The sequence below is a fragment of the Rhizobium sp. CC-YZS058 genome (genome assembly GCF_034720595.1).
Classification (GTDB): Bacteria; Pseudomonadota; Alphaproteobacteria; order Rhizobiales; family Rhizobiaceae; genus Ferranicluibacter.
Genome location: NZ_JAYESJ010000003.1, coordinates 21,898 through 46,321, shown reverse-complemented (window position 1 = coordinate 46,321; position 24,424 = coordinate 21,898). Strand labels below are relative to the sequence as shown.

The 24,424-nt window shown below is 62.0% G+C and carries 22 protein-coding genes; 17 read left to right on the top strand and 5 right to left on the bottom strand.

Annotated features, from left to right (window positions below; translation table 11 throughout):
• Positions 1-57: 57 nt before the first annotated feature.
• Entirely contained in the window at positions 58-648 is a 591-nt protein-coding gene (locus tag U8330_RS20940) for a DUF4360 domain-containing protein (RefSeq protein WP_323107517.1), read from the bottom strand.
• A gap of 253 nt (positions 649-901) precedes the next feature.
• On the opposite strand from U8330_RS20940, the gene U8330_RS20935 reads away from it, so the two are divergent.
• The gene (locus U8330_RS20935; RefSeq protein WP_323107516.1) at positions 902-1,138 is read left to right on the top strand and encodes a hypothetical protein; all 237 of its coding nucleotides are present in this window, start codon (positions 902-904) and stop codon (positions 1,136-1,138) included.
• A 238-nt stretch (positions 1,139-1,376) separates the two neighbouring features.
• Here the strand turns inward: U8330_RS20935 and U8330_RS20930 are convergent, their stop codons facing one another.
• Complete coding sequence (locus U8330_RS20930; RefSeq protein ID WP_416236950.1) at positions 1,377-2,417, bottom strand: class I SAM-dependent methyltransferase; 1,041 nt, start codon at positions 2,415-2,417, stop codon at positions 1,377-1,379.
• A gap of 290 nt (positions 2,418-2,707) precedes the next feature.
• On the opposite strand from U8330_RS20930, the gene U8330_RS20925 reads away from it, so the two are divergent.
• Positions 2,708-4,666 carry a putative bifunctional diguanylate cyclase/phosphodiesterase gene (locus U8330_RS20925; RefSeq protein ID WP_323107514.1) on the top strand — a complete coding sequence of 653 codons (1,959 nt, stop codon included), beginning with the start codon at positions 2,708-2,710 and terminating at the stop codon, positions 4,664-4,666.
• 67 nt (positions 4,667-4,733) lie between these two features.
• Here the strand turns inward: U8330_RS20925 and U8330_RS20920 are convergent, their stop codons facing one another.
• Entirely contained in the window at positions 4,734-5,180 is a 447-nt protein-coding gene (locus U8330_RS20920; protein WP_323107513.1) for a DUF6691 family protein, read from the bottom strand.
• Positions 5,180-5,608 (bottom strand): YeeE/YedE family protein, encoded by a 429-nt coding sequence (locus U8330_RS20915; RefSeq protein ID WP_323107512.1) that lies wholly within the window; start codon positions 5,606-5,608, stop codon positions 5,180-5,182. Before U8330_RS20915 ends, U8330_RS20920 begins: the two co-directional genes overlap by 1 nt.
• Before the next feature lie 330 nt (positions 5,609-5,938).
• Between U8330_RS20915 and U8330_RS20910 the strand changes: the two genes are divergently transcribed.
• The 6 genes from U8330_RS20910 (at position 5,939) to U8330_RS20885 (ending at position 13,245) form a co-directional block, all read left to right on the top strand.
• Entirely contained in the window at positions 5,939-6,979 is a 1,041-nt protein-coding gene (locus tag U8330_RS20910; RefSeq protein ID WP_323107785.1) for a LacI family DNA-binding transcriptional regulator, read from the top strand.
• Between the two features lie 14 nt (positions 6,980-6,993).
• Positions 6,994-8,298: an ABC transporter substrate-binding protein gene (locus tag U8330_RS20905; protein WP_323107511.1), complete on the top strand. Its 1,305-nt coding sequence runs from the start codon at positions 6,994-6,996 to the stop codon at positions 8,296-8,298.
• Positions 8,299-8,396: 98 nt separating this feature from the next.
• On the top strand, positions 8,397-9,242 hold the full coding sequence (locus U8330_RS20900; protein ID WP_323107510.1) for a sugar ABC transporter permease: 846 nt from the start codon (positions 8,397-8,399) through the stop codon (positions 9,240-9,242).
• Complete coding sequence (locus U8330_RS20895) at positions 9,239-10,072, top strand: carbohydrate ABC transporter permease (protein WP_323107509.1); 834 nt, start codon at positions 9,239-9,241, stop codon at positions 10,070-10,072. Before U8330_RS20900 ends, U8330_RS20895 begins: the two co-directional genes overlap by 4 nt.
• A 12-nt stretch (positions 10,073-10,084) precedes the next feature.
• A complete protein-coding gene (locus U8330_RS20890; RefSeq protein WP_323107508.1) occupies positions 10,085-12,175 on the top strand; it encodes an ADP-ribosylglycohydrolase family protein in 2,091 nt (696 codons plus the stop codon).
• A gap of 11 nt (positions 12,176-12,186) precedes the next feature.
• The gene (locus U8330_RS20885) at positions 12,187-13,245 is read left to right on the top strand and encodes a sn-glycerol-3-phosphate ABC transporter ATP-binding protein UgpC (protein ID WP_323107507.1); all 1,059 of its coding nucleotides are present in this window, start codon (positions 12,187-12,189) and stop codon (positions 13,243-13,245) included.
• A 62-nt stretch (positions 13,246-13,307) separates the two neighbouring features.
• Here U8330_RS20885 and U8330_RS20880 read toward each other — a convergent pair whose 3' ends face one another.
• A complete protein-coding gene (locus U8330_RS20880; RefSeq protein ID WP_323107506.1) occupies positions 13,308-13,613 on the bottom strand; it encodes a hypothetical protein in 306 nt (101 codons plus the stop codon).
• A gap of 1,285 nt (positions 13,614-14,898) precedes the next feature.
• Here U8330_RS20880 and U8330_RS20875 point away from each other — a divergent pair.
• From U8330_RS20875 to U8330_RS20835, 9 genes are all read left to right on the top strand, one after another.
• A complete protein-coding gene (locus U8330_RS20875; RefSeq protein ID WP_323107505.1) occupies positions 14,899-15,582 on the top strand; it encodes a GntR family transcriptional regulator in 684 nt (227 codons plus the stop codon).
• Between the two features lies 1 nt (position 15,583).
• Positions 15,584-16,576 carry a proline racemase family protein gene (locus U8330_RS20870; protein ID WP_323107504.1) on the top strand — a complete coding sequence of 331 codons (993 nt, stop codon included), beginning with the start codon at positions 15,584-15,586 and terminating at the stop codon, positions 16,574-16,576.
• Between the two features lie 42 nt (positions 16,577-16,618).
• The gene (locus tag U8330_RS20865; RefSeq protein ID WP_323107503.1) at positions 16,619-17,458 is read left to right on the top strand and encodes a transporter substrate-binding domain-containing protein; all 840 of its coding nucleotides are present in this window, start codon (positions 16,619-16,621) and stop codon (positions 17,456-17,458) included.
• Positions 17,459-17,548: 90 nt separating this feature from the next.
• Positions 17,549-18,205, top strand: coding sequence for an amino acid ABC transporter permease (locus tag U8330_RS20860; RefSeq protein ID WP_323107502.1), 657 nt, complete (start codon positions 17,549-17,551; stop codon positions 18,203-18,205).
• On the top strand, positions 18,202-19,014 hold the full coding sequence (locus U8330_RS20855) for an amino acid ABC transporter ATP-binding protein (protein WP_323107501.1): 813 nt from the start codon (positions 18,202-18,204) through the stop codon (positions 19,012-19,014). The genes U8330_RS20860 and U8330_RS20855 overlap by 4 nt, the downstream gene beginning before the upstream one ends.
• Before the next feature lie 115 nt (positions 19,015-19,129).
• Complete coding sequence (locus tag U8330_RS20850; protein WP_323107500.1) at positions 19,130-20,608, top strand: aldehyde dehydrogenase family protein; 1,479 nt, start codon at positions 19,130-19,132, stop codon at positions 20,606-20,608.
• Positions 20,609-20,619: 11 nt separating this feature from the next.
• Positions 20,620-22,311, top strand: a complete 1,692-nt coding sequence (locus U8330_RS20845; protein WP_323107499.1) for a GMC family oxidoreductase — start codon at positions 20,620-20,622, stop codon at positions 22,309-22,311.
• Between the two features lie 24 nt (positions 22,312-22,335).
• Positions 22,336-23,118: an HpcH/HpaI aldolase family protein gene (locus U8330_RS20840; RefSeq protein ID WP_323107498.1), complete on the top strand. Its 783-nt coding sequence runs from the start codon at positions 22,336-22,338 to the stop codon at positions 23,116-23,118.
• Between the two features lie 41 nt (positions 23,119-23,159).
• A complete protein-coding gene (locus U8330_RS20835) occupies positions 23,160-24,419 on the top strand; it encodes an NAD(P)/FAD-dependent oxidoreductase (protein WP_323107497.1) in 1,260 nt (419 codons plus the stop codon).
• The last annotated feature ends 5 nt before the right edge of the window (positions 24,420-24,424 follow it).

Genomic DNA, 24,424 nt, shown 5'->3' with positions numbered 1-24,424 from the left:
CCGCGCCGCGACCTTCCGCGGCCTCGATCGAGCGCGGCTGAAGCGGCGAGCGGCTTGTCAGCGGCAGGTCTTCCACTGCAGCTGATAGACGATCGCAGCCCTGACGTCCTGCGTGTCGACCGTCGCCATGGCTTCCTGGCCGCGCGTGGTGTTGACGCGGATGCTGGAATTGGTGCGCAGGTTCACGTCCTCACCGCAGGCCGACCAGATCAGCGAGTCCGCCGTCAGTTTGTTCGAGATCAGGTAATCCTGCTCGTTCGGGCCGGTGAAGGTCTTGCGGAACACCGGACCGGCCGTGCCGGCGAAGAAATATTCGACATTGAACTGCGACCGCGCGCCGCGCGGCAGCTGGTTGAAGCCGCGATAATCGATCGCCAGAACCGAAACGCTCCGGCCCTGGGGCACGTGAACTGGAATGGCGACGTTGCAGGTCTTGCGGTCGAAGTTCTTGCCGGTGTCACCGCCGGCCTGGACGACATATTCGTCGAACAGCAGGCTCAGCGCCTTGCCATCGGGGCTGATGGTTGCGGAGACGCTGTTGGACGGGCAGCCGCTGCCACCATAACCGGGGACGCCCAGCGAAATGTCATCGGCATAAGCCGTCGACGACACGAGCAGTGATGCGAGCAGAAGGGCGAGCTTTTTCATGAATTGTCCTCGACTTGATGGGAGCCTTTATCCCTGGCAGAAGATAGAGCATCGACATGAACCACCGCTGAGCGGATCGTTGGGGCGTCGTTCATGTCCCTGATGCCAGAGGTAAAGCGACAGACTTAACAGTGTTTTAATCAAACGCGTCGGAAATGCCGCCATATGGTGGCAAGATCATGTCCGCATCCAAGTGCTGGTTGGCCGGTGGCTGGGAGAGGGCGTCTCAAGGGTTACGGGGAAGGATGTCACCATGCAGAACTTGCGCCTTGCGCGCCTGGCCACGGTTGGCCTTCTCGTCGCCGCCGTCCTCGCCGGCTGCACGACGGCACCGGGCGAGACAGGTCGTCCTAGCGCTGCCTCGTCGTCCGCCGAGGCGCTTGCTGCGCACAAGCGCAAGCAGGCGCTGCGTGCCGCGGAAGGCGGCTACGTCCCTGTCGTGCGGCCACCGCCCTGCAGGCTGACAACCAGCGGCTGCCTGCCATACTAGGCTCAGTCTCTGACGGATGAGACAATCCCGTCGTCTTGAAGCGGGGGGAGAGGACGATTGCGGGCCGCGGTTCCAGCGTTGACGGTGCGACCATTCGCACCGCGCTGTCGGGTCTTACCCAGAGGGAGGACGGCATCCCTGCGCGCCACGCGGCCTTGCCGGTCGACAGGCCAGAACGCGAAGACCAGCCCGCTGCTTAAGGAAGAAGACGGCCGGCGGTGTGCCGGCCATTCGCGCATCACAGCTTTTCGATGGTCGCGTAGATGATGTTGCGGTTCGTGCCGAACCACACTTTCTTCCTCGCCCCGATGCCGTCCGCACTTTCATGGGCGATGCGCCACATATCGGCTTCCGACCGCTGCAGGAGCTCCCAGTTCATGTAGGATTCCATGTAGCCGTCATCGGCCATTTCGTCGGTGAAATTCGCGAAGAGGAAGACGCCGCCCGGCTTGAGCATGTCGAGGCAGGTCTGCGTCAGTTTGATGGCCACGCGATCGGCGAGATAGTCATAGAGGCCGGCCGCATAGATCAGGTCGAAGGTGCCGATCGCATGCTTGCGGGCCAGAAGGCTGCGGACCGAGCCGTCGATGGCCTCCACCGCCGTGCCATGGAACTGGCTGGCGATCGAGCCGATGCTTTGCGGATCCTGATCCAGCGCGACCCAGCGCTTGAGGCGCTTCCCGGCGAGCGCCGTCGAGGCTTCCGCTTCCCTCAGATGCCCGGCCGCGACAGCCAGGATTTCGGCGCCATCGTCCACGCGGTCTGCCGTCGCGTCCACATGGGCCGTCAGCAGGTCGCGCCGCTCGCGCACCGCCACCGGACCCGGCGCATTGATGGTGTATTCGAAGATTTCGAGGCCCATTTCGGTGGACCGAGCCATTTCCGCATCGACGGCCGGGTGGCGGTAGATGAAGTCGATCAGGCTGGCATCGCCCGAATAGCCGCGCGGTTTCTCAAACGACCAGCGGGTGAAGGGGCATTGCTGCAGAATTTCTGCCGAGGGGTGCGCCTGGATGAACGGGATCATCTGCTGCCAGACACGAGGACCGAACTTGTGGCGGATCGTGTGCAGTTCGCCGATCAGCCATTTGACCGTTTCCGGGACATCCACCCTGTTGGAAAAGCGCTGCAGCGCGAGGCTGATGAGAATCGAAAATTCGGCCTGTGCCAATTGAAGACGGGCAGCGTCATCGGAGGGGGCCGAAGGATCCAACCTCCCGTTGATCGAAGCCGGGAGAATCAAACTTTGTCCATCGAGAGAGAAAAGAGCCTGGGTCACGCAAAACCTCATCCAAACCGTTTTGATTAAAATACCATATAAATTCCTAAGCAATCCACAATGCGTCAGCCGTAAGTTACGGCGCGTTCTAAACAGAATTGAAAGCCGAACTGAGCAGTAAGCTGAAAGTTATATTTCTATACATTAGAGTTTTTTAATTTATAGAGAGAATTTGTCAAGGGATATTCGGCTAAGCTGAATCTATTGCCGACCGACTTACTCGACACGTTGACCACAGGTGAGTGATGGACGAAGCAGCTGGAACGGCGGATGCAACCGGGCGACCGCAAATGTCGCAGGCCGAACTCCGTCGCCTCTATGACCAAAGCCATGAGGACAGCCGCCGCCAAGCCACGCGCAACGGGTTGTGGATCGCGGTCGCCGCCAATCTCGCCTATTCGATGACGGACTACATTTTCATCGGCGACGTCGCGCCGTTCGCGGTGGCAGGCCGCTCCGCGGTCGGCATCGTGGCGCTTCTCGTGCTGGAATTGCTTCTTTATCGCAGGGCGCAGGCTTATGTGATCGACGTAGTCGCCGCGACCGCCGTCTCGCTTGCCTATGTCGTCTGGCTGCTGACCGGCCAGATGACGAGCTACGCGATCAACTTCTCCTATTACATGGTGTTCGGCGCAATCTTCATGATGAGCGTCAACCTGTTTTTCCGGTTCCGTTTCAGGCTTGCCCTCATCGCGTCGGCGACCAACATGGCCATTTTCCTGGGCGCCCTCTACGCCTTCTCGCCCATGTTGCCGATGCACAAGCTGATCCTGTCGGCGTTCTGCATCTCCTGCTTCATCTTCACCACCTATGTGAACCTTCAACTGAACCGCGAGCGCTTCAAGGTTTTCCTCAACGCGCTCGAGGCAAGCTGGCAGCAAGCTGCGGCTGAGGAGAGGGGAGAGGCCCTGTTGGTGCTGTCGAACACCGACCCTCTGACAAATCTCGAGAACCGCCGCGCGATCGACCAGCGTCTGGGCGCGTGTTGGCAGAAGTGGCAGGACAACGCGACGCCCTTTGCTATCCTGCTGATCGATATCGATCACTTCAAACATTACAACGACAGTTATGGCCACCAGCAGGGCGACCGGTGTCTGATCGAGGTATCCCGCCTCCTGAAGACCGTGGCGACCTCATTCGGCGCGGTGATCGGGCGCTATGGCGGGGAGGAATTCATCCTCATCACGCCCATCGACCGTCCTGGTGCGGCGGAGGCCTTGGCGGCCGCTGTCAGCGCGGCGGTCCGCAATCTTGCCTGGCCCCATGAGCACCGGCGCGATGGACTTTCCATCATCACAGTCAGCATCGGCATGTCCTCCACCCGCTCGCAGACCACGCAGGTCGACCGGATCGTCCAGGAAGCCGATCGCGCGCTCTATTCCGCCAAGGCGAACGGCCGAAACACCTTCGTCGCCTTCGATCCCGACGACCCGCAGGATATCGACGAGAGCGAGGACATTGCGACGACGCTGAAGATCGCCTTCCAGCACGATCTCGTCTCGCTCGTCTACCAACCGATCTACAATCTGCAGACCGGGCGGGCCGATGCGGTCGAGGCGCTGATGCGGCTGAAGATGCTGGACGGAACGCCGGTCTCGCCCGGCAAGTTCATTCCCGTCGCCGAACGCACGGGGCTGATCATCACGCTCGGCCGATGGGTCATCCGAACCGTCTGCCGGGACCTGCTCGCCACGAACCGTGTCGAGGTCGCCAGCATCAATGTTTCTCCGAACGAGCTGAAGATGCCCGGCTTCGCGAGCTATGTCGCCGCCACGCTGGCCGAATTCCATCTCCAGGGCTCGCGCCTTGCCTTCGAGGTCACGGAGGGCGTGGAACTGGAGATCAACCAGGATGTCGTCCGCTGCATCAGCGACCTGAAGAAGCTCGGCGTGCAGATGTGGCTGGACGACTTCGGCACGGGCTTTGCCGGCCTCTCCTGGTTGCGCCTGATCGAGTTCGACACCGTCAAGATCGACCGCTCCTTCCTTCATGATTGCACGACCGAGAAAGGCAAGCGGATGATGCTCGACATCATCAGCCTCTTGCGAAACCGCCAGGTCGGCATTCTCGTCGAAGGGGTCGAGACCGTCGAGCATCAGCGGCTGATGCAGCAATACGGGATCGGCCTTCTACAGGGCTACCACATCGCTCGGCCAATGCCGGCCGCAGAGCTGCGCACCGATGCGATCATGCTCCCCAGCATCGCCCGGAACGACAATCCGCGATGGAAGCTTTCGAGCGGCTTCTGACACCGGACTGCGCCAGCGCTCCCCGATCGGGTGGCCCTTGCGACCGATCGTCTCCAACGCGCGCGGCTTAAGCCCGCCTGGCGAAAAACCGTCGGCGGAGGGTGGGACCGAGACGGGCGTGGCCGATCATGCCGATCAGCATCGCGACGACGAACAGCAGCGGCTCGATACGGCCGGTCACCAGCGCGGCGAGAGCAGGGCCGGGGCAAAGACCCACCAGCCCCCAACCGAGACCGAACAGAAGCGCACCGCCGACCAGTGCGCCATCAATGTCGCGCCGCTCGGGTACATGAAATGCCGTCTCCAACACCGGCCGGCGCAGACGCCGCCTGATCGCATAGCCAAGAGCCGAGGGCACCAGCGCGCCGCCCATCACCAAGGCGAGCGAGGGATCCCAATTCCCGGCAACGTCGAGAAAAGCAAGCACACGAGCCGGGTTGATCATGTCGGAGACGACGAGACCGGCGCCGAACAGCACCCCGCACACCAGAGCGGCGAAGATTTGCCGGCTCATCACGACATCCCCAGGACATGGCGCATGAGAAAGACAGTTGCCGCGGCCGCCGCCATGAACAGCGCGGTGGCGACCATGGAGCGCGGCGAGAGCCGAGCCAGCCCGCAGACGCCATGTCCGCTCGTGCAGCCGGAGCCGAGACGCGTGCCGAAGCCCACCAGCAGACCACCGACGACGAGAAGCCCTGTTGACCCGGTGAAAGTCAGCTCAGCCTGACGAATAAATTTCAAGGAGACGGCCGCGCCGGCGAGGAGCCCGATGAGAAAGACGACCGCGCCAGCGCGTGAACCAGCTCTGGAAACGACGAACGCCGCCGCCGCCAACCCGGAGATCCCGGCGATACGCCCGTTGAGCAGCAGATAGAGCGCGGCAGACAGACCGATCAGCAGGCCACCTGAAAGAGGCCAAACGAAGGGCAAACCCTGCATGAACGCTTCCTCGCTCGCGACAGTAGAACAGCCAAACCTAATCGAGGCGGCGAAGGCGGGCAAGCGATAGATCGACTGGAAGCGTTTGGATCACGTAATCTATCTTATGGAACCACATACTATGCCTGACTGCATAGTGGCCCGGCTCTCTGCCAATGCTGAAACGGAATGGTAGCAGCACGATGAACTGTGCTGCTCCGTCCCATTCCCACCGTCCTCGTGACAATTCAGCGCACGCGTCACCGTCGAGGAGAGCATCTATCGTGCGACTCGGCGATTGACTTATTAATACGTAGCAATTATCAGTGTTACGTATCAATAGGGGACTTGATGCGCGATCAGAGGGTCACTCAGCGCCAGGTGGCGGAGCGGGCGGGCGTGGCTCAGGCTACTGTGTCGCTTGTTCTGAACGGCGGGCGCGACAAGGTAACGGCCGAGACGGCGGCGCGCATCGAGATGGCGATCGAAGAGCTCGGCTATCAGCCGAACCGGTTTGCCCAGGCGCTGCGCACCCAGAGAAGTTACGTGATTGCCTGCGTCGTGCCGGACCTTGCGAACCCGTTTTATCCGTCTCTCGTGGTCGCGGTGCAGCGAGTCGTGCGAGCCGCCGGCTACGAGGTGATCACCATCGATACCGAGGGTGAACGCGCGAATGAGCGACAGGTGGTCGCCGCTGCTCAGCAGGGCCGCTTTGATGGGATCGTCGGCGTCTTCTTCCGGCTCGGTGCAAAGGATCTGGCGCCCTTGGAAAAAGCAGGCGTGCCGGTCGTCCGAATCGAGGCGAGCCGGAAATCCGGCGGCGCCTTGCCGATCGATGACCTGTTCATCGACAATGAGGCCGCCGCACGGGCGCTGACGCTCCATCTTGGCGACATGGGTCACCGCGCTATTGCAATGATTGCCGCTCCGGGTGGCCCGCAGCAGGTCCGCATGAAAGGTTACTTGAGTGCGATGCAGACGATCGGAGCGGATCCGATTGCGCTCGAGGCGCCGCATTTCACAGTTGAAGGCGGCCGGCGTGCGGCCGACAGTTTGCTGGAAAAGGGGCCGGTGGTTACGGCCATCATTGCAGCCAATGACCTGATGGCAATTGGCGTCATGCAGAGCCTGATCGCGCACGGCCTTTCCATTCCAGGCGACGTTTCGGTTGCCGGCTTCGACGACATTCTCGCCTCCGCGCTCGTCACGCCCGCCCTTACGACAGTCGCACAGTTTCAGGACCGGATGGGGGCGCGTGCAGCCGATTGCATGCTCGCCCGCCTTGCCAGTGGCGACACCGATCCCGGCCGCGCGGAGGAGATGCCCTTCGAGCTGATCGTCCGCGCATCTGTTGCGCCACCCCGTTCGCCTGCAAGCCCAACCAAGTCATAAAGGGAGGAATGATCATGAGGAAACGTTCACTTGCCATCGCGACCCTGCTGCTGCTGGGAACTGCGCCGGCGGCTTTAAGCCAGGAGCGTGTCTCCTGGTGGTATGAGCAGGCGACGCCGGACCAGCAGAAGCTGATTCAGGAATACATCATCGCCCCGTTCAATACCGCGAACCCGGGCGTTGCGCTCGCCGTCGATTATCGCGGAAGCGAGCTCGACAAGCAGCTGCGGGTCGCCATGCTCTCTGGAAACGGGCCGGATGTCGTCTATACGGCGGGCCCAAGCTATGTCGCGCCGATGGCGCAGTCGGGGCAACTGCTTCCGCTCGATGACTATGCCGCCAAGTATCAGTGGCAGGATCGCATCCTTCCCGTCTTCCTCAAGATGGGGGAGTATAACGGCAGGCTTTACGCCCTGCCGAAGACCTACGAAACCGTCGGCCTCTTCTACAACAAGACGCTGTTCGAGAAGCATGGATGGACGGCGCCGAAGACGCTCGACGAGCTCGAGACGCTCGCCGATGCCATGCTGAAGGAAGGCATAACGCCCTTTGCGGCCGGCAATGCCGACTGGCGCGGCGCGAACGAATGGTTCGTCACGCTGGCGCTGAATGCGGTGGCCGGGCCGGAAGCAATTAACAAGGCCCTGCGCGGTGAAACGCCTTGGACCTCCGAGCCCTTCGCCAAGGCGGTCGACCGGCTGAACGGCTGGTGGCAGAAGGGTTATTTCGGGAAGAACTATTTCTCGCTGACCAGCAGCGAACAGGCGGCTGACATGATGGCCTCCGGCCGAGCCGGCATGATGCCGACGGGAACCTGGCAGTTCCAGAACGTTGCCGCCTACGGCAAGAAGGCCGGATCGGAAGCTGGTTTCGTCGGGTTCCCAAGCGCGAGCGGCGATCCGGTCTTCCCGCTCGGCATCGGCTCAACCTTCTCGATCGCGACGCGTGCGAAGAACCCGGACGGCGCTGCGTCCGTGATCAACTACGTCTTCTCGCCGGAGGTCTACGGCACGATGAACTCGGCGTGGCAGGGTGAGTGGAACATTCCGCTGAAGGATATCTCCACCGTCAAGATGGCGAACGAGGTCACGCCGCTCTTCACCGAGACGATGAAGACGCTGTCTGCTGCCGTCAATGACGGCGACTATGGGTACACGACCTGGACCTTTCTTCCACCCGCGACGGACAGCTACTTGATCAACGGCATCGAGGAGGTCTGGTTGAACAAGATCTCGACCGCGGACTTCCTGACGAAACTGGATGCCTCGTTCCAGAAGGAACAGAAGGCCGGAAAGGTGCCTGCCGTTCCGGCGCGCTGATTGTCATTTTCCCAGACCGCGCGACATCGCCTTGGCGCGCGCCGTCCGGTCCCCGATCCGTCGGGGGCCGGCGCTGGTTTCCAGAAGGGATCCCACCCATGCACCGCCTCTACGTCCTGCCGACATTAATTATCAATGTCGTCATGATCGCCATTCCTGCGCTGCTGACGGTCATGCTCGCCTTTTTCGAGTGGGACGGCATCAGCGATCCGATCTTCGTCGGCCTCGACAATTTCCGAGCGCTTTCCCAGGACAGCGTCTTCTGGACGGCGCTGACCAACAATGTCATCTGGACGATCATCTTTCTGATCGTGCCTATCGCCATGGGGCTGCTGGCAGCAACGATGATGCTGGTCGCCCGCCGCAGCGCCAATTTTTACCAGGTCATCTACTTCCTGCCGGTCATCATCGCGACCGCCATCACTGGCCGCGTCTGGCAGGGCATGATCTATTCCCCGGTCACCGGCGTGACCGGTCTTCTCCAGCGTTTCGGCATCGACATTGCGAACCCACTGACCGAGACCTCGAGCGCGCTCTACGGCATCGCGGTCGTCGATCTCTGGCACTGGTGGGGCTTCCTCTGCGTCATCTTCTTCGCAGCCCTGCGCCAGGTCCCGTCCGAACAGATCGAAGCGGCGCGTGTCGAAGGCGCCACCTTCTTCCAGACGATCCGCTATGTGCTGCTTCCCGGCATCATGCCGACGATCACGCTGATGATGATCATGACGGTGATCTGGTCCTTCCTGGTCTTCGACTTCGTCTACATCCTGACCCAGGGCGGCCCCGCCTATTCCTCCGAGGTGTTGTCCACCTTCGCCTACCGCTCGGCCTTTTATGATCTCGCCGTTGGCAAGGCTGCGGCGATCTCGGTGGTCATCAGCCTGTTCGGTCTCGCTGCAACGTTTCTCTATATCCGGATCCAGGCCAGGGAGTTCGACCAATGACAATGACCGAAAGCCGTCTTACGCGCGCGATCGTGCACATCACGCTGGCCCTTCTCCTCATCATCACGCTCTTCCCGATCGCGCTGATGGTCCTCAACGCCATCAAGCCATCCGCCGAGATCGTACAGAACCCGCTCGCCTGGCCGAGCGAGCTGCGCTGGGACAACTTTACCCGGGCCTGGGCCGACGCCAATTTCGGTCGAACGCTCCTCAATTCCGTCGTACTGACAGCGATGACCATCGTTCTCGTCTGCACGACGGGTTCGCTTACGGCTTATGTCCTGGCCCGGCGCAAGATCAAGCGCTGGAAGATCCTCACCTTCTATCTGCTTGCCAGCACGACAGCGCCGATCCAGCTCTTTCTCTTCCCGCTCTATTTCGGCTTCGCCCGCTTCGGCCTGATCAACAACCCGATCGCGGTGGCCTTCATCTACACGGCCGTCTATTCGCCCTTCGCGATCATGCTGCTGCGAACCTATTTTCTCGCCGTTCCCAAAGAGCTGGAGGAAGCCGCACAGATTGACGGTGCCAGCCACTGGCAGGTCTTCACGAAGGTCTTCCTGCCGATCGTCTCGCCGGGCATTCTCACCGTCGCGCTCATCATCGGTCTTTATTCGTGGAACGAGTTCCTGATCGCGACAACCTTCCTGCAGGGGCAGGATCAACTGACCGCGGTCGTCTCCTTCTTCCTTCTCTCCGGCCAGTACTCGTCCGACTGGGGCGTCATCATGGCCGCCGCCCTCATCATCGTCCTTCCCATCGTCGTTCTCTTTATCCTGCTGCAGCGTCGCTTCATCGACGGCATGGCTGGCGGCTCGGTGAAGGGCTAACAGGAGCAGAGCATGTCCCTCCCCTCAGACTACACAAACCGCGTCTATGCCGGTGTCCTCGGCAAGCTGATCGGCGTCTATCTTGGACGCCCCTTCGAGAACTGGCGCTACAAGGATATCCTGCAGAAGCTCGGGCCGATCACCTATTACGTTCACGATCGGCTGGGCGATCCGCTGGTCGTGACCGATGACGATGTGGCGGGGACCTTCACCTTCCCGCGCGCGCTCGATGATTACGGCATCTCCCCGGATCTGTCGGCGGAAGATATCGGCAAGGCGTGGTTGAACTACATCATCGAGGAGCGCTCGATCCTCTGGTGGGGTGGCGCCGGCAACTCCACCGAGCACACCGCCTGGCTCAATCTCGCGCGCGGCATCCCGGCGCCGGCTTCCGGTTCGATTGAAACGAACGGCGCGACGGTGGCCGAACAGATCGGCGCGCAGATTTTCATCGATGGCTGGGCCCTGGTTTCGCCGGGCAATCCGGCCCAGGCTGCAAAGCTGGCGCGGGCGGCCGGTTCCGTCAGTCATGACGGTGAGGCGGTCAACGCAGCGGTGCTCTGGGCCGCGATGGAAGCGGAGGCCTTCGTCAGCAGGGATGTCGATCATCTGCTGGAGACCGGCCTGTCCTTCATTCCGAAGGACAGCCTGATCGCCAAGCTCGTTGCCGATATCCGTGCCTGGACCTCGGGGAACGAGGATTGGGAAGCGACGCGCCAGAAGATCGAGGACAATTATGGCTATGACAGATATCCGGGCAATTGCCATGTGGTGCCGAACCATGCGCTGATGATCATGGCGCTGCTGCATGCTCCGCACGACTTTCAGCGCGGGCAGATGATCGTCAACACCTCCGGCTGGGACACCGACTGCAATGCAGGCAATCTCGGCTGCCTGCACGGCATCATGCTGGGTCTCGAGGGGCTCGATGCCGGGCCGGACTGGCGTGGTCCCGTCGCCGACCGGCTCTACATCTCCTCGGCCGATGGCGGCCGGTCGGTCACCGATGCGGTCGAGGTCTCGCTGTGGCTTGCCAATCTCGGCCGCACATTGGCCGGGCTGCCGGCCGAGCCGGCGCCGAAGGACGGTGCCAAGTTCCACTTCTCTCTCCCCGGCTCGGTCCAGGGGTTCCGCCCGCAGGAAAGCCAGATCGCGCTTGAAGATCTGCGAGTCAGCGGCGAGGATCACGCTCTGGCGATCGACGTCCGTGCACTGGCGCCGGGCCGCGAGGCTGCGGCGATGACGCCGGTTTTCATTCCCCAGGATGTGCTGAAGATGCGCACATATGACCTGATGGCGAGCCCGCGCCTCCACGCCGGCCAGACGCTGCGCGCGTCGGTGCGAGCGGATGTCGCACTGAAGGGTACAGTTGAAGCCAGGCTTCGTATCCGCCACTATTCGGGCGAGGACACGCTCGTCGACCTCGACATGCCGAACGGTACGCTTCTTTCGGCCGGAGAGACGGCCATGCTTGACTGGGTGGTTCCGCAGACTGGCTATCAGCCAATCGCGGAGGTGGGCCTTGTGCTGACAGCGCCGACAGGACGGGCCGAGGGTCGGGTTCTTCTTTCCTCGCTTACCTGGGATGGCTGCCCCGACGTCACCTTCCGCCGACCACAGGGAACAGGCGATTTCTGGCGGCGCGCCTGGGTCTCGAATGTGCACTTCTTCTCCAAGCACTTTCCGCAGGATATCCGCATCAGCCAGAACCGCGGCGCCGGCATCATTCTGCAGGGCACGCGCGACTGGACCGATTATGCCGTCGAGGCGGATCTGATGCTGCATCTCGGCGAGTATGGCGGCCTTGTGCTGCGGGCGGAGGGCCAGCGGCGCTATTATGCGGCGCGGGTCACGCGTGCAGGCGCGCTGCAGATCGTCAGGCGGCGCGATGCAGAGGAGACGGTTCTCGCCTCCATGCCGCTTGAAACACCGTTCGAGACCGCGTTCACCATGGTCGCTTCGGCTAAGGGCAAACGGCTGTCGGTTGCAGTCGGCGATGCACGCCTAGAGGCGCATGACGACACCTTTGCCGGGGGTGCAGCGGGGATGGAGATCTTCGAAGGTGCCCTCTCCTCCACCCGCATCCGCATCCGCGCAGTCTAGGAGGATCCGTCATGGCGAATGTCACGATCAGCAAGGTCGTCAAGAACTATGGCAGCGTGGAGGTGGTTCACGGGATCGATGCCGAGATCGCCGATGGCGAATTCGTCGTCCTTGTCGGGCCATCCGGCTGCGGCAAATCCACATTGCTCAGAATGATCGCCGGGTTGGAGGATATCTCCGGCGGCACGATTGCGATCGGCGGCCGGGTCGTCAACGACCTCCCGCCGAAGAGCCGCGATATCTCGATGGTGTTCCAGAACTACGCGCTCTATCCGCACATGACGGTGGAGGAGAACATGGCCTTCTCGATGACGCTGGCGGGCGCGTCCAAGGAGGAGAAGGCGCGCAAGGTGCGCGAGGCCGCCGAAATTCTCGGTCTCGTCCCGCTGCTTCAGCGCAAGCCGAAAGCTCTTTCGGGCGGTCAACGCCAGCGCGTTGCCATGGGACGCTCGATTGTGCGCAATCCGCAGGTTTTCCTGTTCGACGAGCCGCTCTCGAATCTCGATGCCAAGCTTCGGGTGCAGATGCGGGGCGAGATCAAGGCCCTGCACCGGCGTTTGCGCACGACCATGGTCTATGTCACCCATGACCAGATCGAGGCCATGACGATGGCCGACCGGATCGTGGTGATGCAGGGCGGCCGGATCGAGCAGATCGGCACGCCGCTGGAGCTCTATGATCGGCCTGCCAATGCCTTCGTCGCACAGTTCATCGGATCGCCTGCGATGAACCTCCTCTCAGCCGAAGTCATCAACGATGAGTTGGTCGTAAACGGTAGCCGCCCAACCGGTTTAAGAGCGCCGGGCGCAGCGCAGCCGGGGCAGAAGGTCCTCATCGGCAAACGGCCGGAGGAAATCGCCATTAGCGTTGGAACGGGGATCGAGGCCGTCGTGACCAATATCGAACCGACGGGATCGGAGACTTTTGTCGAAACGCGTATGGACGAGAACCTGATTTCTGTTGTGCTTCGCGACCGCCCGACCTTCGATGTCGGAAGCCGACAAAGCCTTTCGCTTTCCCGGGGAGCCGTTCATCTCTTCGATGGGGAGACAGGCGAGCGACTGGGCTAAACCTTGGAAGCTTTAAATGGAAATTATTTCCGCAAAGAGTCCCAAAGCAGACCTCCCGACAATCATACGGCGGCACCAGCGGCCTGAAGTTCCGCGAGGGTCACCGGTCTGAATTTCATGATAAGCTTGGGGCCGTCATAGAGATCAATCTCTGCGACCCCGTCCTGCAGCTGAACGACTCGAAAAAAATGTAGTTCGGCTGGCTGTGGTATCGTCGTGATGAAGCCATTTGGATCGGTCAACACGACTTCACAGGTCGCGAACCCTCCAATCCCTAAGGCTGAAGGCTGCAAGTTGTTGTGGTAATCGCAAGGGGTACCATCAACTCGCAACACGGTGCCGACAATTTTCATAGCGGCAAGATGCATCGACCCTGGTCCCGTAAGCCATCAGTGCGGTGGCGAAATAAAACTATCTATTTCACGAGTGACTGCAATCGGGGCACAGGCGACATCAAACCGTCATGGAGCGATGTCTGCTTTCGGTTACCTTTAACGCTGAGCTCTTGGTCCGAAATGAAAGCGCAAAGCGATCATTTCATGCGGGCCGCAAGTGGCCCATAAGATTCGCGCTGCAGCATTGCGCTCCTGAGGGGAAATGAACCTGCGTTCCGGGACGCACTGGATACTCTCATCGTTACCTACAAGAGCGTGTTCGGAAGCGATCTTGATTACGTCCAGCCGGCGGTCAGGATAAAGGGCGGAGCCCGGCCGGATCCGTTGCACGTATAAGCACGCACGATCACCTCCTACACCGCTTCAGAACTGATCGCAGCCAACCACCTGACGATTAAGGGCGTGACAACGGTGAAGCCGGAAAGAACCTTCTGCAAAAGGTGCTCATCCTTCCCGTTGACCGAAATGACCGGGAGCGGTTTGAGGAACGGCCGGAAGGGCCAGTTCCTGGTCCCAATCTATACTCACGGCATTATTTCGATATCCATCAGATCTGGCCAAACAAAGCGTCCGGCAAAGCGACGGCTTCAATGCGGGAACCGGCCGAGGCCTGCAGAGCCACAAACATTTGATGTTCCGCGCGCCGGACCATCTCCACGATCGCGTCATCCCGGACATCTACCGGCTCCTTCCGACCCCGAAGATGCTTGAAAAACTCACTCGCGACTACGAACGCATGTCAGCAATGATATTTCGAAGTTCGAGGCCGTAATGGGGAGCATAGCGGGCTGCAAGAGTTGATCAATTCGAAGCAGATGAGTGACTAAACCGGCTGGCCAGCCTGCCAGCTCTGTTACGTCGTATTAGAATGTAAACGATAACTTTTTTCTTAACTTACAGTTAGACCGTCCTGCTTTTCCTGAAGATCAGGTTGCCGACGCGGACCGCTCCATCATGATGTCCCGTTCGGTTTGCGCCGAGTTGCGTGGCAGGCAGGCGAACAAGGTGGGGGCGGCGCAAAAGGGAAGCGGGCAGCGCCCGTGGCCGCCGAAAATGTGACTCCCTCGACCGCATGCAAGTCGCCGTTTCAACACAGCCCCCGGTTTCGCCGAACAATCCGCTACACAATTCGTCTCACGGCGCGCGTGCACAGTCGCGATTTTCACTGCTATTCAACATGGTCAAGCGCAGCATGGCTTCGCGGGGGCCGAGCACAAAAGGAGCTTGCATTGTATACAGGATGCAGTATGGTGGGTTCATGGATATGACGTTTTCTCACAAGCTTTCAGCGGGGATCGCTGGCAACCTCGTGGCGGTTCTGGAAGAGGCAATTGTCTTTCTCGAGCTCGCGCCCAGCGAGCGCCTGACCGAAGAAGACGTTGCCGAACGATACGGTGTCAGTCGTTCTCCGGCCCGCGAGGCGCTGCGCTCCCTGGAGAATGACGGTCTTGTGCTGCGCGAGGCGCGCAAGGGCATCTGGGTCACGCCCATGTCGCTCCGGGATTTCGATGACATCTATCGATGCCGCATCGCGCTCGAAGCCATTGCGGCGGAACAGGCAGCCCGCTCGACCAACGGGGCGCTCAAGGAGCAGCTTTGGCATGTCCTCGACCATATGAAGCAGGCGCGGGAAGCGGAAAATGCCCGGCTGTTCTTCCAGCATGATGTGCGCGGCTCACAGCTGATCTACGAGATCGCCGATAACGCGACACTTCGCCGCCTGCTGAAGGGGCTGGAGAAGCAGGCGCTGCGCTATCGTTACCATCTCTATCGCAACGACAGCTCTGTCGTTGATCTGTCCCTCGACGACACGGCGCGAGTCTTCCGGGCGATTGTCGATGGCCAGCCGGAGCAGGCTTATAGGCTGGAGCACGATCTCATCGAGAAAATCTGGCACGAGACCCGCGATGCGATCCGCGCCGAATTCGGAGAGGGGCGGTAAGATGATCGGCCTCGAGGCGGCTTTCCCCTATATCGACACCCATACGGCCGGGCATCCGACGCGCGCCGTGCTGGGCGGGATTCCGCCTCTTCATGGCCGCAGCGTGCGCGAAAAGCGTGAAGACTTCGAGCGTCGCTTCGACCACCTGAGGTCCGCCTTGCTGCACGAGCCGCGTGGCCATGCGGCCATGGTCGGGCTGATCCCCGTCCCCTCGGAGGTGGCGGATTTCGGGGCCATCTTCATCTCGTCCTATGTCTACCTCGGCATGTGCGGTCATGGCACGATCGGCCTTGCAAAGACACTCGCCTTCACGGGCGCGATCTCTCAGGAGAGCGGCGATCGCTTCACTCTGGAGACACCGGCCGGCGTCGTCGACGTACGGGTGGAATGGCATGAAGACGGGCGTCTCGGCGCTGTGTCGTTGAAGAATGTCCCGGCCTACAGGCGCTTCGAAGGGCTGGAGGTCGATGTCGAGGGGGTCGGCGCGGTCCGCACGGACATCCTCTATTCCGGCATGTGGTATGCGATGGTGGATGCCGATCAGCTGGGTGTGGCGCTGACCCCCGACACGGCGTCGGCAAACCTTGCGCTCGGCTGGAAGATCAAGCAGGCGATTGCTGACGTCACGGACGGCCTGCCAGAGATGCTCGGCCTGCCTGCCCCGTCGGTCCTGTTCTACAGCAATCTTGGCCAAGGCCATTCGCGCCAGTTCCTGGTGCTGGCGCCCAATAAATACGATCGTTCGCCCTGCGGCACCGGCACCTGCGCGCGACTGGCGCAGCTGCTCCTGCGTGGCGAGCTTTCCGACACCGATACCTATCGCGCCGAGAACATTTTCGGCGTGCCATTTACCGCCGAACTCGCCGAAAAGAGCGAGGTTGCTGGTACGACGGGCTATTCCGTCATCGTCCGGGGAGAGGCTCACCTTATCTCCCAGGGCACACTCTACCTCGAAAAGGGTGATCCACTTTCCAAGGGGTTCTTGAGCCGGTGAGGAAAACCGGCCTCAATCTTTCGCAAAACAGGGAGAATTGAAATGTCATTTTTCGGAAAAATCCTCCGGGCATGCGCCCTGGGGGCGGCGGTAGCTATTGCCGCATGGAACCCTGCAGCCGCTCAGGAAGGCCCTTCGGCGGTAATCGACCAGATCCGCGCCAGCGGCGAACTCAAGGTTCCCGTCATGATCGGCGAGGAGCCCGGCTACATCAAGGATCCGGCCACCGGCAACTGGAGCGGGTTCTACATCGATTTCCTGACCGACGTGGCGACGACGCTCGGCGTGAAGATCGTTCCGGTCGAGACGACCTGGGGCAACCTCGCCGCCGATTTCCAGTCCAACAAGATCGATATCGCCATCGGCGTGAACCCGAACCCGAAGCGCGGCCTGGTAGTCGACTATCTCTGGGAGCCGCTCTTCACGGATGCCTGGGGCGTTTTCTCGCCGAAGGGCAAGCCGGTCGCCACCTGGGCCGAACTGAACTCGCCGGACAAGACCGTTGTCGTCCAGAAGGGCTCGACCATGCAGGTCGTTGCCGAGTCGCTGCTGCCAAAGGCGAAGATCACGGTGGTCGAGGACCGCAATCTGGCAATCATGGAGCTGCAGGCCGGTCGCGCCGACGCCATGATCCAGTCCATCTTCGACGCTTTGCAGATCGCCAAGCAGGTCAATGGCGAGGTTTCGGTTCCCGAGCCGATGCTGCGCAATCCGGCCACGCTCGCCGTCGCGCGCAAACCGGGAAATGAGGGCTTCATCAACTTCCTGATCAACTGGATCCAGCAACAGCGATCGCTGGGCCTGGCCCAGGGGCGCCTGGCCAAGTCCTGGGAAGATCGCGGTATCGACCTGTCGATCCTGCCCAGCAACTTCAGCTTCTGATCTGCCGAAAGACCTGCCGGGCTCAGGCTCGGCAGGTCCTCGTACCGGGCACAAAGCCCGGCCAGTCGAACCAGCCCTGGAGTCACGCTTTTGTTCGATATTTCCGTCATTCAGCAGAACTGGCCATTGTTCTGGAACGGGCTCCTGGTCACGCTGTTCTACTCGGCGATTTCCATCGCCGCAGGTCTGGTGATCGGATTGTTCATCGGCTTGATACAGCTCACCGGGTCCCGTGCTTTGTCCCTCGTCGGACGGGTCTATGTCGAAATTTTCCGCAATATCCCGCTGCTGGTGATCCTGCTGTGGATCTATTACGCCTTTCCCATTTTCGCGGGTCTCGCGGTCACCAAGTTCTGGGCCGGCTTTGCGGGCCTCAGTCTCTATGCAGGCGCATTCTATGCGGAAATTCTGCGCGCCGGCGTTCAGTCGATCGACAAGGGGCAGACCGATGCCTCCACCGCGCTCGGCATGACCTACGGCCAGCGCATGCGCCGCGTGATCCTGCCGCAGGCCTTCCGCCGCATGATCCCGCCGCTTGCGGGCCAGTCCATCATCCAGATCAAGAACACCACGCTGATGTCGATGATCACCGTGCCCGACCTTCTGTATCAAGCGAGTTACGTCAGCTCCTTCACCTACCGGCCGATGGAAGTCTACACCATGGTCGGCGTCATGTTCCTCGCTCTGCTTGTTCCGCTGACCTTCCTGTCGCGCAAGCTGGAAACCATCTCGGAGCGCGTCAAATGAGCAAGTCCGATCCTCTCTTGAAGCTCGAAGGCGTGCGGCTAAAATTCGGCCAGCGCGAAGTGTTACAGGGTGTCGATCTCTGCGTGGAAGCCGGCGAAGTGGTCGTGCTGATCGGGGCGTCCGGCTCCGGCAAAACCTCGTTGCTGCGCTGCATCAACCTCCTCAACATGCCCACTGCGGGCCGCATCACCATCGGCGGCGCGGCGATCTATGATGCCAGTCCGGCGGCGCGCGATGGCAACGCCGTGCCGGCAGGGACGGTGAACCGCATCCGTTCGCAGACCGGCATGGTGTTCCAGCAGTTCAACCTGTTTCCGCACATGACCGCGCTGGAAAACGTCATGGAAGGGCCGGTGACGGTCAAGAAGGCGAATGTGGAAACGACCCGCAGGGAGGCGCTGGACCTTTTGGCCCAGATGGGATTGCAGGATCACGTCGGCAAGTATCCGCGCCAGCTGTCCGGTGGCCAGCAGCAGCGCGTCGCCATTGCGCGGGCCTGCGCCATGCATCCCCAAGTCATGCTCTTCGACGAGCCGACATCGGCGCTCGATCCCGAACTGGTGGGCGAGGTGATGAAGGCGATGGTCGATCTTGCCCGCAGCGGCATGACCATGGTCATTGTTACCCACGAACTCGGCTTTGCCTTCGAGATTGCCGACCGCGTAATCTTTCTCGACCACGGCACGATCGCCGAGGACGGTCCGCCGAAGGACGTGTTGCTGCGTCCGACCCATCCACGCCTAAAAAGCTTCGTCGGCCGCTTCCACGAAACCGCGGATTTGCTGCGGCCCTTCCTGGAAGGCGGTTGATCCCGAACGCTTCCACGGGCAGCCGTCCGTCCCTCCTCTCATCCGTGCGTCGGCCCTGTCGCGGGGCCGAGCGGCACGTTGCGTCCAGGCGCAGGCCACATACGAAGGAAAGCTCATGTCGCTCAGCTTCAATCCCGACACCCTCACCATCCCCTCGGGACATCATATTGGCGGCAGTTTTGTCGACCTGCCGGGCGAAGAGATCGCGGTGCTGCGCCCCTCGGATGCGCAGCCGATGGGCGTGATCAGGGATGGTGGACAGGCCGCCGTCGATCTGGCGGTCACGGCTGCCAAAACCGCCCTCGCCTCCTCCGGCTGGGCGCGGATGAACCCGCGCGACCGCGCCAGGGCGCTCTTCCGCTTTGCCGAAAAGATCGAGGAGAAAGCCGAGTATCTTGGCCGTCTCGAGGCTGCGGGCTCCAGCCGTCTGGTGGCGGGCACGATCACGGGGGATGCGGTGCGCACCGCCGGCGTGGTGCGATACTTCGCCGAATATTGCGACAAGCTGGAAGGCATCGTCACGACCACCAAGGCCGCTACGCTGAGCTACACGCGGCGCGAACCCTATGGCATCGCGGGCGCGATCGTGCCTTGGAATTTTCCGATGATCACGGCGGCGTGGAAGTTCGCCCCTGCGCTGGCAGCCGGCAATGCCGTCGTAATGAAAACCTCGGAGCTGACGCCGCACAGCCTTCTGGCGCTTGCCGAATGCGCAGCCGAGGCCGAGCTCCCGGGCGGCCTCCTCAATGTGGTCAACGGCTGGGGCCACACCACGGGTGCCGCGATCGTCGCTCATCCCGCCATCGGCATCGTCTCCTTCACCGGCTCCACGGCCACCGGGGCCGCGGTCATGTCACTTGCCGCGCAGTCGGGCATCAAGCCGGTCGTGCTGGAGCTCGGTGGCAAGAGCCCGCAGATCGTCACTCGCAATCCAGGCGACATGGATGCCGTGGCGACACGCGTTGCCAATGGCTTCATGGTCAATGCCGGACAGGTCTGTACGCTCGCCTCGCGGCTCATCGTCGACAGCGCAATCTCCGACGAACTGATAGACCGCGTGATCGCCAAGACGAAAGCGGTCAAGGCCGGCCCCACCTGGGACGAGACCACCACCTTTGCCCCCGTCATCTCGGCAAGGCAGTTCGATCGGATCGACGCGCTGGTGCAGGAGACGGTGAAGCAGGGTGCGGAGGTGCTGACCGGCGCGACACGGCTGGAAGGCCCGAATGAAGGCAACTTCTACGCGCCAACGGTGCTCGCCAAAGTCTCGCGCGACAATGTCGGTTTTAGTGAGGAGTATTTCGGTCCGGTCATGTCGGTCACGACCTATGACGACATCGAGCAGGCCATCGCCGAGGCGCAGCACCCCACCTACGGCCTTTCGGCCTCCGTCCACACGCAGGACCTGAAGCTCGCGATGAAAGTCGCGGATGCCGTGGAGGCCGGCATGGTCTGGGTCAATCAGCATGGACGCGATCCTGAATTTACCTATGCGGCCGGCGGCTGGAAGGGGTCGGGCTTCGGCAAAGACATGGGCCGCGCCGGCATCGAGGAATTCACGCGGCAGAAGGCCGTGTGGATCAACTATCTCTGAGAGCATCCCGAATGATCTACGATTACGTCATTGTGGGAGGTGGGTCGGCTGGCGCTGCGCTTGCGGGCCGCCTGTCCGAAAACCCCTCCAAACAGGTTGCGCTGCTGGAAGCGGGACCTGATACGCCGCCGGACAACGTCCCGGATGTGATTGCCGACAGCTATCCCGGCCTTTCCTATTTCGATCCGCGGTTCCATTGGTCCAAACTGCGCGTCTACGCGCGCAATCCGCGCTCCAACTCGGAGATCGTTCCGCCGACCCGTCTCGAGCAGGCCCGTGTCATGGGCGGCGGCTCCTCGATCAACGGCCAGTTCGCCGTTCGCGGTCTGCCGGCCGACTATGACGAGTGGCAAGCGATGGGCGTTTCAGGCTGGAGCTGGGAGGATATGCTTCCCTATTTCCGCAAGCTGGAGCGCGATCTCGATTTCGACGGCCCGCTGCACGGAAAGAGCGGACCGATGCCGATCCGGCGCGTCTTCCCCAAGGACTGGGCGGGCTTCACGCGCTCGGTGCTGGCGGTGACCAAGAAGGACGCCCCTTACCAGGAGGACTATAACGCCTCCATCGACGATGGCTCCTTTCCACTGCCGCTCGCCAACGAGAACGATCACCGCGTGTCAACGGCGCTCGGTTATCTCACCCGCGAGGTCCGGGCCCGCAAGAACCTGCACATCTTTGCCAATACCCAGGTCGAAGGGCTGGAGGTGGAGGGCAGGCGCATCACCGGCGTTCATGCCCATACCGGTGATCGTCCGCCGGAACTGTGGCGGGCGGGCGAAGTCATTCTCTGCGCCGGTGCGCTGCACACGCCGCCGATCCTGCTGCGCGCCGGCATCGGCCCGGCGGCCGACCTGCGCGCCCTTGGCATTCCGGTTGTCTCCAATCTGCCGGGTGTCGGCGCCAATCTGATGGACCACCCGCATCTTGCCGTGGGGGCCCATTTCAAGCGCTCCGCCCGGCTGAAGTCCGGGCAGCGCCGTCACATCTTCCTCGGCGTGCGCTATTCCTCGGGTTACGAGGGGTGTTCGCCGTCGGACATGCTGATGATGCCGGTCAACCGGGCGGGCTGGCATCCGCTCGGCAAGGCAATGGGCGCGCTGAATGTCTGCGTGAACAAGTCCTATTCGCGCGGCACTGTCAGCCTGAAGTCGTCCGACTGGCGTGACGAGCCGATAATCAACCTCAACCTTGCCGGCGACGAACGCGACCTGATGCGGCTCGTCGATGGCTTCGAGCGGATCTACCGGATCATGGAGGACCCGCGCGTGCGGGCGCATGTGAACACCTGGTTTCTCGCTGGCTATACGGAGGAGGCGCGAGCGCTCTCCGTTCGCAAGCTGTCGAACTATGTCAAGACCGGTACCGCCGCGCTCCTGTTCGACTATGCGCCCTTCTTCCGCGACACTCTGCTACGCCGCAAGTTCGGCACGACCGAGCGGATGCACCAGATGATGCAGAACCGCGACCTGATTGTCGACTGGGCGAAGAAGGCGGTCTGGTCCGGCTGGCACGTCTCCTGCAGCTGCCGCATGGGCGGCGACGACGACCCGATGGCCGTGCTCGACAACCAGTGCCGCGTGCGCGGCGTGGAAGGGCTGCGCGTGGTCGACGCGTCCGCCATGCCCTCGGTCATTGCGGCCAACACCAACATCACCACGATCGCCATGGCCGAGAAGGCCGCCGATCTCATCCTCAACTCCTGATGGCATTACAAAAAGGAACTCCCCATGCGTGAGAACAAGGTTAAGGCCCTGTGGTCCAAGGACGAATGCGCCGTCACCGGCTGGCTGGCGATCCCGTCGGGCCTGTCGGCCGAGATGATGGCCCAGCAGGACGTCGATGCCGTCACCGTCGATATGCAGCATGGCTGCGCCGACTATTCCGACATGCTGTCGATGCTGCAGGCGATCTCCACGACTGACAAGACGCCCTTCGTACGGGTGCCGTGGAATGACCCGGCTATCATCGGCCGCGTGCTGGATGCCGGCGCCTATGGCGTTATCGTGCCGATGGTCAACACCGCCGCCGAATGCCGCGCCTTTGTCGAGGCGTGCCGCTACTACCCCGAAGGCGGTCGCTCGGTCGGCCCGATCCGCGCCGGTCTTTATGGCGGTTCGGACTATTTCGCCCATGCCAACACGACAGTCATCACAATGGCGATGATCGAACACAAGGATGGTGTGGCCAACCTCGACGAGATCCTCGCGACCCCCGGCCTCGATTCCATCTTCGTCGGTCCGTCGGATCTTGCCGTCTCCATGGGCTACACGCCCGGCTTCGATCCCAAATGGGACGACGTGAACGAAACAATCGCCATGATCGCGGATCGCTGCATCAAGGCAGGCGTCGTACCGGGCATCCATGTCGGTTCGATCGAATACGGGCAGAAGATGCGCGACCTCGGCTACAAGTTCATCGCCTACCTCTCGGACTTCCGCATGCTGCAGATGGCCTTCAGCCGCGCGCTTCCCGCCTTCCGCGCCGGCACGCCGATGCCCAACATTCCCTGAGCCCGCCAAAGAACAGAAGAAGAAGGACAGGAGCACGCACCATGGTGCCATCTTACCGCGGCGGAAAAGTGGTCGTTATCGGCGCTGGCATCATCGGTGTCTGTGCCGCCAATGCCCTCGTGGACGAAGGCTTCTCGGTGAAGGTGGTCGATCCGCTGGAGCCTGGCAGCCCCGGGCAATGCTCCTTTGGTAATGCCGGGGGGCTTTCCCCCGGCTCGTGCATCCCCAACTCCCTTCCGGGGATCGCCGGACAGGTGCCGGGTATGCTGCTCGACCCCGATGGACCGATCGGCCTGCGCCTTTTCGACCTGCCCCACGCCTTGCCGTGGTTGCTGCGCTTCCTCGCCAATTCGCGCCTGTCGCGTGTCAGGCGCATCTCGGATGGCATGATCGCGCTGAACCGGCTGACGCTTGCTTGCTACGAGCCGCTCGTGAAGGAGGCCGGCTGCGAGGACCTGATCCTTCATCGCGGCCAGCTCTTTGCGTATGAGAATCCGAACGGACCGGCAGGCAGCGCGCTTTCCATCGGCATGCGTCGCGAACGCGGCGTCAAGGTCGAGATCCTCGATGCCCGCCAGATGCGCGAGCTGGAGCCGGCCATATCAACCGACTATCGTGCCGGCGTCTTCCTGCCCGAGCAGGGACAGTGCCCCAATCCGGGCCGCCTGGTCGCCGCCATTGCAAAGCTCGCCGCCGCCAAGGGCGCCGTCTTCACCCGTCACACTGTTCGCTCACTCGTGGTGCAACAGGGCCGAGTCACGGGTGTCGCGACGGAAGGCGGCGTGGTCGACGCCGACAAGGTCGTGATCGCGGCCGGGGCTTTCTCGTCCCCCTTCGCAAAGCAGGTCGGCGTGCGCGTGCCGCTGATCAGCGAGCGCGGCTATCACATCATGCTGCCGAACGCCGACACGGGTCTGAAGGTCAACGTCAACGCCGCCGAACGCAAGTTCGTCGCCGCGCCGATGGAGGGCGGCCTGCGCCTTTCCGGTACGGTGGAGTTCGCCCGGCCGAAGGCGAAGCCCAACTGGCGGCGGGCCGATATCCTGCTGCGTCAGGCCGCTCATATGTTCCCCGGCGCAGACCTCGGCGGCATGGAACGGTGGATGGGAAACCGACCGGGCATGCCCGACAGCATCCCCGTAATCGAGACCGCACCGCGCCACGACAATGTCATCCTGGCCTTTGGCCACGGTCATCAGGGGCTGATGGGCGGTTCCGTGACCGGTCGGCTGATCGCAGAACTCGCTACCGGACGCTCCCCTTCGATTGACCTGTCGCATTTCCGCTCGTCCCGGTTCTGACCGGG

Bases quoted from the DNA above. Each gene is read 5' to 3' on its own strand.
- U8330_RS20845 (WP_323107499.1), top strand. From the start codon at position 20,620: ATGATCTACGATTACGTCATTGTGGGAGGTGGGTCGGCTGGCGCTGCG.
- U8330_RS20920 (WP_323107513.1), bottom strand. From the start codon at position 5,180: ATGAGCCGGCAAATCTTCGCCGCTCTGGTGTGCGGGGTGCTGTTCGGC.
- U8330_RS20925 (WP_323107514.1), top strand. From the start codon at position 2,708: ATGTCGCAGGCCGAACTCCGTCGCCTCTATGACCAAAGCCATGAGGAC.
- U8330_RS20865 (WP_323107503.1), top strand. From the start codon at position 16,619: ATGTCATTTTTCGGAAAAATCCTCCGGGCATGCGCCCTGGGGGCGGCG.
- U8330_RS20940 (WP_323107517.1), bottom strand. From the start codon at position 648: ATGAAAAAGCTCGCCCTTCTGCTCGCATCACTGCTCGTGTCGTCGACG.
- U8330_RS20870 (WP_323107504.1), top strand. From the start codon at position 15,584: ATGATCGGCCTCGAGGCGGCTTTCCCCTATATCGACACCCATACGGCC.
- U8330_RS20835 (WP_323107497.1), top strand. From the start codon at position 23,160: ATGGTGCCATCTTACCGCGGCGGAAAAGTGGTCGTTATCGGCGCTGGC.
- U8330_RS20900 (WP_323107510.1), top strand. From the start codon at position 8,397: ATGCACCGCCTCTACGTCCTGCCGACATTAATTATCAATGTCGTCATG.
- U8330_RS20890 (WP_323107508.1), top strand. From the start codon at position 10,085: ATGTCCCTCCCCTCAGACTACACAAACCGCGTCTATGCCGGTGTCCTC.
- U8330_RS20885 (WP_323107507.1), top strand. From the start codon at position 12,187: ATGGCGAATGTCACGATCAGCAAGGTCGTCAAGAACTATGGCAGCGTG.
- U8330_RS20905 (WP_323107511.1), top strand. From the start codon at position 6,994: ATGAGGAAACGTTCACTTGCCATCGCGACCCTGCTGCTGCTGGGAACT.
- U8330_RS20850 (WP_323107500.1), top strand. From the start codon at position 19,130: ATGTCGCTCAGCTTCAATCCCGACACCCTCACCATCCCCTCGGGACAT.
- U8330_RS20840 (WP_323107498.1), top strand. From the start codon at position 22,336: ATGCGTGAGAACAAGGTTAAGGCCCTGTGGTCCAAGGACGAATGCGCC.
- U8330_RS20895 (WP_323107509.1), top strand. From the start codon at position 9,239: ATGACAATGACCGAAAGCCGTCTTACGCGCGCGATCGTGCACATCACG.
- U8330_RS20915 (WP_323107512.1), bottom strand. From the start codon at position 5,608: ATGCAGGGTTTGCCCTTCGTTTGGCCTCTTTCAGGTGGCCTGCTGATC.
- U8330_RS20910 (WP_323107785.1), top strand. From the start codon at position 5,939: ATGCGCGATCAGAGGGTCACTCAGCGCCAGGTGGCGGAGCGGGCGGGC.
- U8330_RS20875 (WP_323107505.1), top strand. From the start codon at position 14,899: ATGGATATGACGTTTTCTCACAAGCTTTCAGCGGGGATCGCTGGCAAC.
- U8330_RS20935 (WP_323107516.1), top strand. From the start codon at position 902: ATGCAGAACTTGCGCCTTGCGCGCCTGGCCACGGTTGGCCTTCTCGTC.
- U8330_RS20855 (WP_323107501.1), top strand. From the start codon at position 18,202: ATGAGCAAGTCCGATCCTCTCTTGAAGCTCGAAGGCGTGCGGCTAAAA.
- U8330_RS20880 (WP_323107506.1), bottom strand. From the start codon at position 13,613: ATGCATCTTGCCGCTATGAAAATTGTCGGCACCGTGTTGCGAGTTGAT.